Origin of the sequence: Pseudoalteromonas sp. MER144-MNA-CIBAN-0113, from assembly GCF_040308965.1 — a bacterium.
GTDB lineage: Bacteria > Pseudomonadota > Gammaproteobacteria > Enterobacterales > Alteromonadaceae > Pseudoalteromonas > Pseudoalteromonas tetraodonis.
The window spans coordinates 1-13,585 of the sequence record NZ_JBEOOG010000034.1 but is presented as its reverse complement, the minus strand read 5'-3'; the positions used below and the strand labels follow the sequence as shown (position 1 = coordinate 13,585).

Sequence of the window (13,585 nt, the reverse complement as noted above, 5' to 3'; positions counted from 1 at the left end):
TTATAGAACAATATATAACAGATAAACTGACACCATTACTTAAGACAAGATGAGTGTTATGGGCTATTTATTTGCAGTTACCCTTCTTTGGGCGTTTTCGTTTAGTTTAATTGGTGTGTATTTAGCAGGCCAAGTTGATGCGTGGTTTAGTGTGCTAATTCGTGTGGCTTTAGCAGCGTTAGTATTTTTGCCTTTTTTAAAGAAAATCCCTACCCCACTTGCGTTTAAACTCATGCTGATAGGCGCACTGCAACTGGGGGTTATGTATGGCTTTTATTACCACTCATTTTTGTTTTTAAGTGTGCCAGAAGTGCTGTTATTTACTGTAATGACCCCGCTTTACATTACGCTTTTAAACGATGCGCTAAATAAACAGTTTAATCCGCAGTTTTTTATCGTCGCGTTTATTGCCGTGTTAGGAGCTATTACCATTCGTTATGAAAACTTAGACAGTAACTTTTTAGTCGGATTACTACTGGTTCAAGGCGCTAATATTAGTTTTGCTATCGGCCAAGTAACCTACAAACGATTAATGCTTAATAAACAACTCGATGATAAAACCGTATTTGGTTGGTTTTTTATTGGCGCACTAATTGTTGCAAGCGCCTGTTACGCCTTATTTGGTGATCTTAACAAATTACCAAGTACCTCAACTCAATGGGGCATACTGATTTATTTAGGCATTGTGGCCTCCGGTTTAGGCTACTTTATGTGGAATAAAGGCGCGACGCTTGTTAATGTTGGCGCGCTGGCGGTGATGAACAACTTGCTTATTCCTGCCGGTATTATTGTTAATGTACTGATTTGGAATAGAGACGCAGACCTACTTAGATTAAGTATTGGCGCGGGAGTGATGCTGTCTGCCTTAGTGGTAAACCAAATAATGGCTAAATCAGCAAATTAATCACTCTGTAGTGAAATTGTCATTAATAATTAGTAAGGTAGCGTCCACTTTTATTTTTAAGGACAAATAATGAAGCGCATACCTTTTCTAACAACTTTTTTATTATTAAGCTCACTCACTGGCTGTGATGACGATGTAAAAATAGTCGAAAAAGAAGTGGTTGTTACCAACACTGACGTTGAAATTGTTGAAGTGCCTACCCCGGTTATTGTTGAAGTAGCTCAAGGCACCAATACGCAACTAGGTACTCGCCCTGACTACTTAATTGACGATATGGCTGACAGCGCACTAAAAACACAATTAGAATCGTGTAAAGAAGGCCCTTTTTATCGTACTGATTTTTCAATTGGTCACCGTGGTGCCCCCATGCAATACCCAGAGCACACACAAGAGTCTTACTTAGCGGCTGCTCGTATGGGCGCTGGTATTGTCGAATGCGATGTAACCTTTACCAAGGATAAAGAGCTAGTATGCCGCCATTCTCAGTGCGACTTGCACACCACCACTAATATTTTAGCTATTCCAGAACTTGCGGCTAAATGCAGTGAGCCATTTACTCCAGCAAACTCTAACAGTGGCACGCCTGCTTCAGCTAAATGTTGTACCAGTGATATTAGCTTGGCAGAGTTTTTAACCCTTGAGGGTAAAATGGATGGCGCAAACACCAGTGCCACCAATGTTAGCGATTACATGAAAGGTACACCAAGTTGGCGCACTGACTTATACGCCACCTCAGGTACACTCATGACCCACAAACAAAGTATTGCACTATTTAAACAGCTCGGAGTAAAAATGACCCCAGAGCTTAAATCACCTCAAGTGAGTATGCCCTTTAACGGTATGACCCAAACGCAATACGCACAAAAAATGCTAGATGAATACACGCAAATGGAGGTACCCGCTTCGCATGTTTTTCCGCAATCATTTAATTTAGCTGACGTACAATATTGGATTAATACTAACCCTGAATTTGCAGCGCAAAGCGTTTATTTAGATGGCCGAGACAGCGATGCAGGGTTTGATCCTAACAACCCCGACACATGGCAACCTAGTATGGCTTCGCTTTTTAATGACGGTGTTAAAATTATTGCTCCACCCATTTGGATGCTATTAACCATAGATAATGAAAGTAATATAGTGCCATCACAGTACGCTATTGATGCTAAAGCCGCAGGGCTTAATATTATTGCATGGAGTCTTGAACGTTCAGGGCCGCTAAATAATGGAGGCGGATACTATTACCAGTCAATTAGTGATGTTATAGATAACGATGGCGATATGTTCACTGTGGTTGATGTGTTAGCGCAAGACGTAGGTGTAATGGGTATCTTTTCCGATTGGCCAGCTACGGTTAGCTACTACGCAAGTTGCAATAAAATGCCTGCAAGTATTTAAACTTTAGGGCGTGTTTATTTGACCGCGCTCAGCTATTATATTTATTTTACTGAGCGCTTTTATGATCATCCAACACCATAACGCTGACTTACCAACGCCTACAGGGTTAATGCGAACCACTATTTACCGCCCACAAACATCGGGGCAATACCCTGCCATTATTTTTTATTCTGAAATTTTCCAGCAAACGGCACCTATTGCCCGCAGTGCAGCTATTTTAGCCAGTCATGGTTTTGTGGTACTTGTGCCAGAAGTGTTTCATGAGCTTAACCCTATCGGAACTGTGCTGGCTTATGATGACGAAGGTAAAGATAAAGGTAATAACGATAAATGGGCTAAACCTTTAGAGCATCATGATAGCGACACACAAAGCCTTATCGAGTTTGTAAAACGACAAAGTTATTGTTCAGGAAACGTGGGAGCTATGGGTGTATGTATTGGTGGACATTTAGCTTACAGAGCCGCTTTAAACCCACTTATAAAAGCCGCGTTTTGTTTATACGCCACCGATATACACAGTAATACACTGCCCGCACAACCCGGTAATAACTCATTTGAACGCATGGCCGACATACTCGGTGAAATTCATTTTATATGGGGTAAACAAGATCCCCATGTTCCACAAGATGGCCGAGACAAAATATACCAGCAAGCTGTTCGCACTGGCATAAATTACCAATGGCAAGAAGTTAACGCGCAACATGCCTTTATGCGTGATGAAGGCGAGCGCTACGATGCAGCTCTCGCCATAGCAATGTATCAACAGGCTGTTGCCTTATTTAACCGAGCGCTAGCCCTTACGCATACCTAATGCCGTATGCTGTTTTACAAAATACGCTTTTAAATAATCAACAAACAAACGTAACTTTTTAGACCCCGTCGCTCCTGGCGGGAAAACTCCGTACAATTCAATGTCTTTGCTTTTGTAGTCGTCCATTATAATTTGCAGTAAACCCGCTTGTACTTTTGGCCATGCATCGTATAGCGGTATACGCCCTATGCCATGTCCTGCCTCTACAAATGCAGTCCGTGCAGCGGCATTATTGGTACTGAGCGATCCTTGCATGGTAATGTCGACTTTTTTACCATCTTTTTGCAAGGTCAAGATTTTGCTCCCTAACTGATAAACCACCCACTGGTGCTGTGCTAATTCATCGGGCGTAGTGGGCTTACCATAATGTGCAAAATAATTAGGCGCGCCACAAATACAAGTACTCATAGTGGCTAACTTGGTTGCCTGTAGGTTTGAATCGCGCAGCGCAACCCCCCTAATAGCAAAATCAAATCCGTGTTTAATAATATCCACCACATCATCAGTTAGCTGTAAATCTATATCAATTTTGGGGTATTGGCGCTTAAAGGTATTAATTGCAGGCACTATTAATTGCATCCCCACATTAACCGGGCAACTAATTTTTAATAATCCTTGGGGCTCACTTTTTATATTTTCTATTTGTTGATTGGCAGCATTAGCCTGCTCGGTAATAACTCGGCAACGCTCATAGTAAGCCATACCGGCTTCAGTAAGGGCCATGGTCCGTGTTGAACGATTAAGTAAGGTTACTTCAAGTTGCGTTTCTAGCTTTTTTAAATGATAACTGGCTACCGCCCGTGTTAACCCTAGTTGCTTTGCCGCTGCAGTTAAACTGCCCTGCTCAACTATTTGTGCAAATACCACCATACTTTTTAATTGTTCAAACGAGACTTTCATGGACGCTCCAGTGCGGTTTTAACTTCAACCCCTAATTGTATCAATTATTAAATCAATAAAGTTAAATTTATCATCGTTGTTTAAGGTTGGGTTAGTGCATATAGTAATTGCTAAGCAAAGATTACAATTTTAAATCATCAGAAGGAAAAAATAATGGCTAAGAAAATACTAATGGTACTTACTTCACACGCTGATTTAGGCAATACCGGTGAGAAAACAGGTTTTTGGGTAGAAGAATTCGCCGCCCCTTATTATGCATTTGTAGATGCTGGCGCAGAAATCACTCTAGCTTCACCAAACGGTGGCCAACCACCAATCGACCCAACCAGTACACTAGCCGACTTCCAGACTGATGCAACCAAGCGATACGACAACGACAGTGCAGCGCAAGCATTAATGGCAAACACAAAAGTACTAAGTGAACTGAATGCTTCAGATTTTGATGCGGTATTTTATCCAGGCGGCCATGGCCCATTATGGGATTTAGTAGATAACACAGATTCAATCTCGCTCATCGAAGATTTTGTAAAATTACAAAAGCCAGTGGCAGCAGTGTGTCATGCGAGCGCCGCATTTTTAAATACAAAAGATGCTGATGGCAATGCATTGGTTGCGGGTAAAAAAGTTACCGGCTTTAGTAACACTGAAGAAGCCGCTGTACAATTAACAGATGTAGTGCCATTTTTAGTCGAAGACGAGCTGATCAAAAAAGGTGGTGACTATCAAAAAACCGACGACTGGGGCGTGCTTGCGCTTGAAGACGGTTTAGTGATCACCGGTCAAAACCCTGCAAGCTCTGAGCTAGCAGCTAAAAAATTACTTACCAAGCTTGGTTAATTACAATTAATCAGCATAAAAAGCACAGTTTAATCGCTGTGCTTTTTAATTTGCTTTTCATTACTCACCACTATTCCTATACTGGCCACTCTTAATATAAATAAGGGCACCGTATGCAAAATAAACCATCCACCTTGTCGTTACTTAGCAGCACCCGTTTTGCCATTATAAGCATTGTGACTATTTGTTTTGTGTTGCAACTAATTAATAGCCTGCCAGGCATTAATTTAAACGGTTTAGGTATTTATCCAAGAAGTATTCAAGGGCTGATTGGTATTCTTTGTGCTCCCTTTTTACACGGTAGCTGGTGGCATTTTGCTAGTAATATGCTGCCCTACATTGTTTTAAGCTGGTTAATTTGCCAATACAGCGTAAAGCGTTTTTATAGTGTATTTATATTCACCGCATTAGTCGGTGGATTACTGGTATGGATGTTTGCTCGTGGCAATATTCATGTCGGCTTAAGTGGCGTTATTTATGGGTTATGGGGATTTATTTTATGCTATGGCATTGTAAGACGTTCTTTTAAATCTATTTTTATAGCCGTGGTGGTGGCCTTTTTATACAGTGGCTTTATTTGGGGCGTGTTACCACAACGGTTTCACATCTCGTTTGAAAGCCATCTGTTTGGCGCACTTAGTGGATTCTTTTTAGGGTATAAATTAGCAAAAGCAGATAAATTAAAAGCAACAACGGGCAAAGCAAATACGCACGTTTAAACGATTAGAGGCTATTTATGAGTGATAACAACGACTACACCCCAGCAAAAGTATGGACATGGGACAATGAAAGTGGTGGTAAATTTGCTAGTATAAATCGCCCCATTGCAGGCGCTACTCATGACAAAACATTACCGATTGGCGAACATCCATTTCAGCTTTATTCGCTGGCAACACCCAATGGCCAAAAAGTTAGTATTATGTTTGAAGAGCTTTTAGAGCTTGGCTTAACCGATGCCGAATACGATGCGTATTTAATTAATATTGGTGAAGGCGATCAGTTTGGCTCTGACTTTGTTGATATAAACCCGAACTCAAAAATACCCGCGCTGATGGATCATTCAACCACACCGCCAACACGCATATTTGAGTCAGGTGCTATTTTACAATACTTAGGCGAAAAATTTGATGCCTTTATTCCTAATGACCTCAAAGCCAAAACAGAGTGTCGTAACTGGCTATTTTGGCAAATGGGCTCAGCACCTTACTTAGGCGGTGGGTTTGGCCACTTTTACAGTTATGCACCGAGTAAAATGCAATACCCGATTGACCGTTTTACCATGGAAACTAAGCGCCAGCTTGATGTACTAAACCGCCATTTAAGTGACAATGAATACATGGCAGGCAGTAAATATTCAATTGCCGACATTGCTATTTGGCCGTGGTATGGCTCACTGGTTTTAGGTGATCTATACGACGCGGCAGAGTTTTTAGATGTTGCATCTTATACCCATGTGGTTCGTTGGGCTAAACAAGTGGCTGCACGCCCAGGCGTAAAACGAGGTCGTCGCGTTAATCGTACGTGGGGCCCGGAAGAAGAGCAAATGGCAGAGCGCCACAGTGCTCGTGATTTTGAATAAGACGCTGCTTTAGTACAAACAAAAAATCAGCGCTTAGCTGATTTTTTTGTGTTTATTTGGGGTTCCTTTATTCTTAGCAGGTAAAATGACTTTGTAATCCCAACAGTAGAAAAGTTAAGCATACCATCTTAATATATCTAAATATTTACACTGATAGCGTAGTTATTAATTGTGAAAAAACTGACAAAAGAACAAATCTATAAACGCTTAAACAATGAAGAAGACGCCCGAGCTTGCAAGGCCATCGACAACAATGCCTGTCAGGAAGTACCTGGTAATTTTATTATTTTACTCATTAGCCAGCTGTTTAGTAAATTTGCCGATGCACTGCTTAATCCAAAAATAACGCTGCCATGGTTAATGCAAAGCTTAAATGTACCAGCGAGTTTTATTGCTTGGTTAGTACCAATTAGAGAATCGGGTTCATTGCTGCCCCAACTTGCTATTGCTAACGTTATTCGCAAACTCCCCGTTCGTAAATGGGTATGGGTAATAGGTGCAGTGATGCAAGCAGGATGCATTTTAGCCATGGTTGCGGTGGCGTTCACCCTCAAGGGCGCACAAGCAGGCTACGCCATTATTGGCTTATTAATTTTATTTAGCCTTGCCAGAGGGTTTAACTCTGTCGCTGCAAAAGATGTGCTGGGCAAAGTTATTCCTAAACAGCAACGCGGTAATATTAGCGGGCTTGCTGCGAGTATTGCCGGTTTTGCCACCTTAACGTTTGGTCTCTTGATGTGGTTTTTTTCACAGCAAAAAGATCAAGATATTGTGATCATCGCTTTACTACTGGGTGCATTAATGTGGCTGATTGCCGCGTTTTTTTATGCACAAATTAACGAATATAGTGGCGCTACCGAAGGAGCTAATAATGGCCTATTGCACGCGTTTTCAAAGTTAAAAATTTTATACCAAGACAAACAGTTTGCGCATTTTGTTATTACACGTGCCTTACTGCTTTGTTCAGCATTGAGTGCCCCTTTTTATATTATTTTAGCCAGTAAACAGTCTTTTGAATTTTCTTTACTTGCCACCTTTATTGCCGTTTCCGGCTTTGCAAGCCTAGTCTCAGCGCCGATTTGGGGGCGCTTAAGTGACTTATCTAGCCAGCGAGTGCTGGTACTCAGTGCCACTTTGGTTACCATTAATGGGCTGGCTGTATTTGTTATTGCAACTTGGTATAACGAGCTGCTACTAAATTGGTGGGCTATGCCTATTTTGTACTTTTTACTCTCAGTTGCGCACCAAGGAGTACGCTTAGGGCGAAAAACGTACCTCGTCGATATGGCAGAGGGTAACAAACGCACCGATTATGTGTCGGTTAGTAATACCGTTATTGGGGTTTTATTACTGATGTTAGGCAGTATAGGCTTATTAGAATCGTTTTTATCAACCGCAGAGCTTATTTTGCTTTACAGTGGGTTAGGTTTTTTGGGGGGCAATGAGTGCACTGTTTTTACCAAAAACAGAGTAAATAGCGTGCTGTTTAACCTAATGTAATTAAAACGCTCACCTTTAAAGTTGTGGGCGTTTTAATGCAAACTTATCTTTGGTGGTGCTAAAGTAATCGCCGCCCATTTTACCTACTGCATCTAAACGTGTCGGATCTATGTAGCCATTTACCAACGTGGCGTCATCTATAAAAATTCCCACTACATCTAAGAGCATCATTTTGCCACCGCTTGGTTCATCTGAAATAGTGATCACTTCTCGAAGCTTACATTCATAGCGTACTTTTGAAGCTGCAACACTCGGCGGATTAACTAACTGGCTTGGGACTCTCTCTATGCTGGCCTCATCAAACTCACTGACATTATTAGGGTAATTAGCGCAGCTTTGGTTCATTTGCTCTACTAAGGCATGACTAACAATATTAACCACACATTCTTTGGTGGCTAGTAAATTTGTCAGTGTATCTTTATTGGCTTTATCGCTGGGGTTAACTTGAGTAACACTTAGCACTGCAGGCTGACAACTTGCTACGGTAAAAAAAGAGTAAGGTGCAATATTGCTTACCCCCTCATTACTTAGGGTGCTTATCCATGCAATCGGTCGTGGACTAATACCGCCAACTAAGTAGCTATAAACAGAGCGGTTGTTGTTTTGAATTAAATCTAAAAACATTATTTCTCACTTTTAAGTTAAAAACTAAACCCTAGTACTAGGCAATACGTACTTATAAGTTGGATCTTCATTAATACTACACCGTTAGCAAATAGTTTAATTTCATGCGCCAAAAAATAAACATTGTCTGGTTTAAACGCGATTTACGCTTAAGCGATCATCAACCGCTTAAACATGCGTTTAGCAATGGGCTTCCAACATTATTGCTGTACAACTTTGAGCCGCTGTTACTCGAAGATGCTCATTATAACGAGCGACATTGGCGCTTTGTGTATCAGTCACTATGTGATTTAAACCAACAACTTGATCGCTTTAATAGCTGCGTGTACATATTTAAACAAAATATGCAGTCGTTGCTTGAAGAGCTACTCACCCAGTTTGAAATAATTAATCTCTTTAGTCACCAAGAAATCGGCTTAAATAATACATTTGAGCGCGATAAAGCGATTAAAGCATGGTGCCAACATAATCAGATTAACTGGTTAGAGTCACCAACGGGGGCTGTCATTCGGGGTAAAAAAAATCGCAATAATTGGAATGAATGCTGGCAACAAACAATGCAAGCGCCAATTGCCATCCCAGATTGGAAACACATTAAAACAGTGACACTCACACACTACCAATCGCCAGAATTACCAGACAGTTACACAGCTGACGATGACAACTTTCAATATGGAGGGCCGCGACTTGCCCGCGATGTTATGCACAGTTTTTTTGCCGAGCGCGGTAAAGGCTATCAAAAAGGGATCTCTAGCCCGAGCTTGAGCCGTACGCATTGCTCTAGGTTATCGCCCTATTTAGCGTGGGGAAATATCAGCCTGAGGCAAGTGTATCAAATGGCGATTGACGCATACCATTCAACCCATCTCGATAAAAAAGGCTGGAAGCGTCCGCTTGCTGCGTTTGTATCTCGCCTGCATTGGCATTGCCATTTTATGCAAAAGTTTGAAAGCGAATGCAGCATGGAATTTAAAGCCTTAAATCCGGGTTACCATGCATTTCCGTATCGTGATGACGCTAAGGTTACTAGCGATATTGAACGCTGGGCACAGGGGCAAACCGGTATTCCTATTATTGATGCCTGCATGCGCTGTTTAAAAGCCACCGGTTATATTAACTTTAGAATGCGCGCTATGCTGGTGAGCTTTGTAACCCATCATTTAAACATCAGCTGGCAACAGGCAAGTATTCCGCTGGCTAATTACTTTTTAGACTTTGAGCCAGGTATTCATTATCCGCAAATACAAATGCAGGCATCGGTTACTGGCATTAATACTATTCGCCATTACAACCCCATTAAACAATCTGAAGATCAAGACCCAACCGGCGCATTTATAAAAAAATGGTGTCCCGAACTTGAAAAGATCCCCATTGAATATTTACATCAACCCTGGCAACAAACGCCAATGGAAGCGTTATTTAACGACTTTAAACTTGGTGAAGATTACCCAGAGCCGATGCTTGATTTAACTCAAGCATCTAAAGAGGCACGCGAGCGATTGTGGCAATACCGAGAGCGTAGCGATGTTAAACGTGCTATTCATGCCATACTAAAAAAACATGTAGCCATCACTCCCTCGGTACGTAAATCCAAAAAGCAGTCAGGCAAATAACTATGGCACATAAAAAACTAACCCTACCTGAAAAAATATGCCCTGTGTGTAATAAACCGTTTGCGTGGCGTAAAAAATGGCAACGAGACTGGGATAACGTTATTTATTGTTCTGAGCGATGTAAACGTAGCAAATAGAGATTGGCGTTTATCTTGCAGCCTCCATGTTACTACGTACATTTTTAAGCAATTATCGGATTATTTTACATACAACTGATATCAATGCTGAAAAATTTACATTAATCGCAACAAGGAGAACATGATGACAATTAAAAAAACGGCAAGCTCAAATTGGTCTGGCGATATTAAAAGTGGTAAAGGCACTATATCAACTCAAAGCGGTGCTCTCGATAACCAGCCGTATGGGTTTAATACTCGCTTTGAAGATAAGCCCGGCTCTAACCCAGAGGAGCTAGTTGGTGCAGCCCACAGTGCTTGCTTTAGCATGGCGTTATCGCTAGCGTTAGGAGATGCGGGTTTTACTGCTGACGATATAAGCACCAAAGCGACAGTAAGCTTAGATGAAGTAGACGATGGCTTTGCGGTGAGTGAAATTGAATTGGTAGTTAATGCAAAAATTACTGATATTTCCAATGAGCAATTTCAAGCCCTGTGTGAAGACACCAAAAAAGGCTGCCCGATTTCAAAACTACTCAATACCAGCATAAAGCTAACGGCAACACTTAACTAATTTTGTAAACCAATTATACTTTTTGCGTAGCAGTAAGATTATGTTTTCGCATAACCTTACTGCTAATTTTTCATGAATTAAATAAAAACTTTATTATGAGTTATATTAATGTTTACTAATATAATTATGTAAAATCTCAATACTTTGTTAGGATTATAAAAAACTTAACCATCTTTTAGTGTTGGTTAAATACAAAGGTGGATGAATGAACGAAAAATCACAAAGTTGCGAAAAAGTATCTTGTAGCAACTGCGCTGATTCTAGCGAACTAGACTTTGACTTTACCATGGCGTTTCAGCCTATTATAAATTGCCAGAGCAACACTATTTATGGCTATGAAGCACTGGTTCGTGGTTTAAATAATGAGTCGGCTTATTCTATTATTTCCCAAGTAAACGACGACAACCGCTATACCTTTGACCAACTATGTAGAATTAAAGCCATTGCACTTGCCTCTAAGCTAGGCATAAACACCATGCTAAGCATTAACTTTTTACCCAACGCTATTTATAAGCCTGAGCGCTGTATTCGCACTACACTAGAAGCGGCTAAAAAGTACAACTTCCCTACAACTAATATTATGTTTGAATTTACTGAAGTTGAAAAAATAGAAGACAGCAGCCACGTTGAGCGGGTTGTAAGCTACTACCAAGAATTAGGCTTTAAAACAGCTACCGATGACTTTGGCTCAGGCTATTCTGGATTAAACTTACTAGCTGACTTTCAAACAGATATTATTAAACTCGATATGGCACTTATACGCGATATCGACAAAGACACAAAACGCCAAACTATTGTGCGTAACTGCTTAAATATGTTTGAAGAACTGAACATAATGGCGTTAGCTGAGGGTATTGAAACAGTTGAAGAATATCACTGGCTAAAAAGTGTCGGCATTGAATTAATGCAAGGCTACTTGTTTGCAAAACCTGGGTTTGAGTGCTTACCAGACGTTAATTTTCAATAACATTTAGTTGTTATAAAAAAACCGCCATCAAGGCGGTTTTTTAGTTTTTGCTATTGGTTAATTACATATTTCCCAGCTCTATCATCATTGCGGTGTACATACGTAAATTAAGTGCTAGTTGCTCAAGCGTAATAAATTCATGTTCTGAGTGACCGGTGTAGCGTTTACCTGGCATTGATGGACCAAACGATACGGCATTATCAAATAACTTAGCGTTGGTACCACCACCAATAGAGACAAAATCTGCGTCTTGATCGCCAGTAAAGTGTTTAAAAATATCAAGTAACTTCTGCGCATGGGGCGCGTCATCAAGTAACATGGGTGTACCAATGGTGGTTTTAACATTGGCTAATGTTACTTTATTATCAGCTTGCCATTGAGTAAGCGCACTATTAATTTGCTGTTTTAGTAAGTCAGCCTCTTTACCCATAGGACGACGAGCATTAACCGCTAACGTTAGGTTATTACCGTCTCGTTCAATAACTGTGGGCGCTACCGTCATTGGCCCCATAAAGTCATGTTTATACGCAATATCACCAAACTGTTTACCGTGAATATCTAGGCCAATTAGCTGATTTACAAACTTAATGAGCTGCCCATCGCTGTTGTTTTCAAGCTCAACGGCTTTAAATAGTTCAGCCAAATAAGCAATGGCGTTAACACCTGACTCTGGCTCAGATGAGTGAGCCGACATGCCTTTAACACTAATTAAAGTCCCATCTAACTGATCATCAAAGGTAAATTCTACTTGCTTAAGAACCTTGGCTGTTTGTTTTAATTGAGCCATCAATTCAGTACTCGCATTATGCAAAGTTAAGCTGGCATCTTCAGGGATTTGGCTAGCAAAGGCACCACCCGTTACATTGCTGACATACACACCTGTTTGTGGTGATGTTGCATCAAATGTTGGCGCAATTAAGCTCCAGCCTTTTTCAGCAACCACTACAGGGTATGAGGCATCAATGGTTATCGCATACTTTGGTTGCTCATAGGTTTTCATAAACTCAGTTAACGGCCCCCAATCAGACTCCTCGGCCAAATAAACCATCAGCTCAATGCGGTTATCAAGGGTTATGCCTTTATCTTTTATGGCTTTCATCGCATATAAAGCGGTGGCTATAGCGCCTTTATCGTCTTCGGTACCTCGGCCAACTAATTTACCCGGCTCTGAGGTATCAATAATAAATGGGCTTTGTTTCCATTTGCTGGCGTTTGCAGGTTGTACATCACCGTGAGTCACTATGGTTACTTTTTCTTTTTGCTCACCCATGCCTATGAGTACGGTATAGCCTAAATCTTGGTAGTCAAAGCCAAGTTCAGCGGCTTTCATTTTTAATAACGCTTTAAAGCCTATAAAGTCGGGGTTTTGTGGTGCGCTGATCTCACTTTTATTAACCGTAGGAAACGATACTAAATTAGTAAGCGTATGCACCTGTGCATTTTGATAGTTATTAACTGCGTAATCGGCCACGCTTTCACTGTGTTTATTTAATTGTGCATGAGCGCTAAATGCACATAAGGCAATACTTGCTAAAGCTAGCTTGTTCAAAACAGATTCCATTTAATTAACAACAAAGAACACTAATTATAACCTCCTTGTAAAGTGACAAACAGCGCTTTGCGGCAGACCCACCACGGCAAGATCATTATAAATTGAACTTATAGAATATGTAGTGATCAGATCAAGACATAATAATCACCTTGGTCACGTAAAATATGAGCGCTACTTTTCTGAAACACTTTAATTCAATTACCGATCCTCGCA

14 protein-coding genes are annotated in these 13,585 nt (G+C 40.8%); 11 read left to right on the top strand and 3 right to left on the bottom strand.

Annotated elements, in window-relative coordinates; all coding sequences use genetic code 11:
• Positions 1–58 precede the first annotated feature (58 nt).
• The 3 genes from AAEY57_RS10535 (at position 59) to AAEY57_RS10525 (ending at position 3,110) form a co-directional block, all read left to right on the top strand.
• Positions 59–904: a carboxylate/amino acid/amine transporter gene (locus AAEY57_RS10535; RefSeq protein ID WP_171039108.1), complete on the top strand. Its 846-nt coding sequence runs from the start codon at positions 59–61 to the stop codon at positions 902–904.
• A gap of 69 nt (positions 905–973) precedes the next feature.
• A complete protein-coding gene (locus tag AAEY57_RS10530; protein ID WP_350607827.1) occupies positions 974–2,299 on the top strand; it encodes a glycerophosphodiester phosphodiesterase family protein in 1,326 nt (441 codons plus the stop codon).
• 61 nt (positions 2,300–2,360) lie between these two features.
• A complete protein-coding gene (locus AAEY57_RS10525) occupies positions 2,361–3,110 on the top strand; it encodes a dienelactone hydrolase family protein (protein ID WP_055011695.1) in 750 nt (249 codons plus the stop codon).
• On the opposite strand, the gene AAEY57_RS10520 is transcribed toward AAEY57_RS10525, so the two are convergent.
• Entirely contained in the window at positions 3,090–4,010 is a 921-nt protein-coding gene (locus AAEY57_RS10520; protein ID WP_350607826.1) for a LysR family transcriptional regulator, read from the bottom strand. The two genes, AAEY57_RS10525 and AAEY57_RS10520, sit on opposite strands and share 21 nt — an antisense overlap.
• A 153-nt stretch (positions 4,011–4,163) precedes the next feature.
• Here AAEY57_RS10520 and AAEY57_RS10515 point away from each other — a divergent pair, with 153 nt between their 5' ends.
• The 4 genes from AAEY57_RS10515 (at position 4,164) to AAEY57_RS10500 (ending at position 7,926) form a co-directional block, all read left to right on the top strand.
• Entirely contained in the window at positions 4,164–4,847 is a 684-nt protein-coding gene (locus AAEY57_RS10515) for a type 1 glutamine amidotransferase domain-containing protein (RefSeq protein WP_008108786.1), read from the top strand.
• Between the two features lie 113 nt (positions 4,848–4,960).
• Complete coding sequence (locus tag AAEY57_RS10510; protein ID WP_350607825.1) at positions 4,961–5,566, top strand: rhomboid family intramembrane serine protease; 606 nt, start codon at positions 4,961–4,963, stop codon at positions 5,564–5,566.
• A gap of 17 nt (positions 5,567–5,583) precedes the next feature.
• Positions 5,584–6,426: a glutathione-dependent disulfide-bond oxidoreductase gene (gene yghU, locus AAEY57_RS10505; protein WP_350607824.1), complete on the top strand. Its 843-nt coding sequence runs from the start codon at positions 5,584–5,586 to the stop codon at positions 6,424–6,426.
• Positions 6,427–6,597: 171 nt separating this feature from the next.
• Entirely contained in the window at positions 6,598–7,926 is a 1,329-nt protein-coding gene (locus AAEY57_RS10500; RefSeq protein WP_350607823.1) for an MFS transporter, read from the top strand.
• 15 nt (positions 7,927–7,941) lie between these two features.
• Here AAEY57_RS10500 and AAEY57_RS10495 read toward each other — a convergent pair whose 3' ends face one another.
• Entirely contained in the window at positions 7,942–8,550 is a 609-nt protein-coding gene (locus tag AAEY57_RS10495; protein WP_350607822.1) for a flavin reductase family protein, read from the bottom strand.
• A gap of 104 nt (positions 8,551–8,654) precedes the next feature.
• On the opposite strand from AAEY57_RS10495, the gene AAEY57_RS10490 reads away from it, so the two are divergent.
• The 4 genes from AAEY57_RS10490 to AAEY57_RS10475 all read left to right on the top strand — a co-directional run bounded on the left by AAEY57_RS10490 (position 8,655) and on the right by AAEY57_RS10475 (position 11,820).
• Positions 8,655–10,163 carry a cryptochrome/deoxyribodipyrimidine photo-lyase family protein gene (locus tag AAEY57_RS10490; RefSeq protein WP_350607821.1) on the top strand — a complete coding sequence of 503 codons (1,509 nt, stop codon included), beginning with the start codon at positions 8,655–8,657 and terminating at the stop codon, positions 10,161–10,163.
• 2 nt (positions 10,164–10,165) lie between these two features.
• Complete coding sequence (locus AAEY57_RS10485; RefSeq protein ID WP_076921450.1) at positions 10,166–10,300, top strand: DUF2256 domain-containing protein; 135 nt, start codon at positions 10,166–10,168, stop codon at positions 10,298–10,300.
• Between the two features lie 124 nt (positions 10,301–10,424).
• Positions 10,425–10,853 carry an OsmC family protein gene (locus tag AAEY57_RS10480; protein ID WP_138607614.1) on the top strand — a complete coding sequence of 143 codons (429 nt, stop codon included), beginning with the start codon at positions 10,425–10,427 and terminating at the stop codon, positions 10,851–10,853.
• Between the two features lie 205 nt (positions 10,854–11,058).
• A complete protein-coding gene (locus tag AAEY57_RS10475; protein ID WP_024601923.1) occupies positions 11,059–11,820 on the top strand; it encodes an EAL domain-containing protein in 762 nt (253 codons plus the stop codon).
• A gap of 61 nt (positions 11,821–11,881) precedes the next feature.
• Here the strand turns inward: AAEY57_RS10475 and AAEY57_RS10470 are convergent, their stop codons facing one another.
• Positions 11,882–13,369: a dipeptidase gene (locus tag AAEY57_RS10470; protein ID WP_350607820.1), complete on the bottom strand. Its 1,488-nt coding sequence runs from the start codon at positions 13,367–13,369 to the stop codon at positions 11,882–11,884.
• Positions 13,370–13,585 lie beyond the last annotated feature (216 nt).

Excerpts from the sequence above, each read along its gene's own strand:
- AAEY57_RS10510 (WP_350607825.1), top strand. The coding sequence starts at position 4,961 with ATGCAAAATAAACCATCCACCTTGTCGTTACTTAGCAGCACCCGTTTT.
- yghU (WP_350607824.1), top strand. The coding sequence starts at position 5,584 with ATGAGTGATAACAACGACTACACCCCAGCAAAAGTATGGACATGGGAC.
- AAEY57_RS10520 (WP_350607826.1), bottom strand. The coding sequence starts at position 4,010 with ATGAAAGTCTCGTTTGAACAATTAAAAAGTATGGTGGTATTTGCACAA.
- AAEY57_RS10530 (WP_350607827.1), top strand. The coding sequence starts at position 974 with ATGAAGCGCATACCTTTTCTAACAACTTTTTTATTATTAAGCTCACTC.
- AAEY57_RS10490 (WP_350607821.1), top strand. The coding sequence starts at position 8,655 with ATGCGCCAAAAAATAAACATTGTCTGGTTTAAACGCGATTTACGCTTA.
- AAEY57_RS10525 (WP_055011695.1), top strand. The coding sequence starts at position 2,361 with ATGATCATCCAACACCATAACGCTGACTTACCAACGCCTACAGGGTTA.
- AAEY57_RS10480 (WP_138607614.1), top strand. The coding sequence starts at position 10,425 with ATGACAATTAAAAAAACGGCAAGCTCAAATTGGTCTGGCGATATTAAA.
- AAEY57_RS10535 (WP_171039108.1), top strand. The coding sequence starts at position 59 with ATGGGCTATTTATTTGCAGTTACCCTTCTTTGGGCGTTTTCGTTTAGT.
- AAEY57_RS10475 (WP_024601923.1), top strand. The coding sequence starts at position 11,059 with ATGAACGAAAAATCACAAAGTTGCGAAAAAGTATCTTGTAGCAACTGC.
- AAEY57_RS10485 (WP_076921450.1), top strand. The coding sequence starts at position 10,166 with ATGGCACATAAAAAACTAACCCTACCTGAAAAAATATGCCCTGTGTGT.
- AAEY57_RS10515 (WP_008108786.1), top strand. The coding sequence starts at position 4,164 with ATGGCTAAGAAAATACTAATGGTACTTACTTCACACGCTGATTTAGGC.
- AAEY57_RS10495 (WP_350607822.1), bottom strand. The coding sequence starts at position 8,550 with ATGTTTTTAGATTTAATTCAAAACAACAACCGCTCTGTTTATAGCTAC.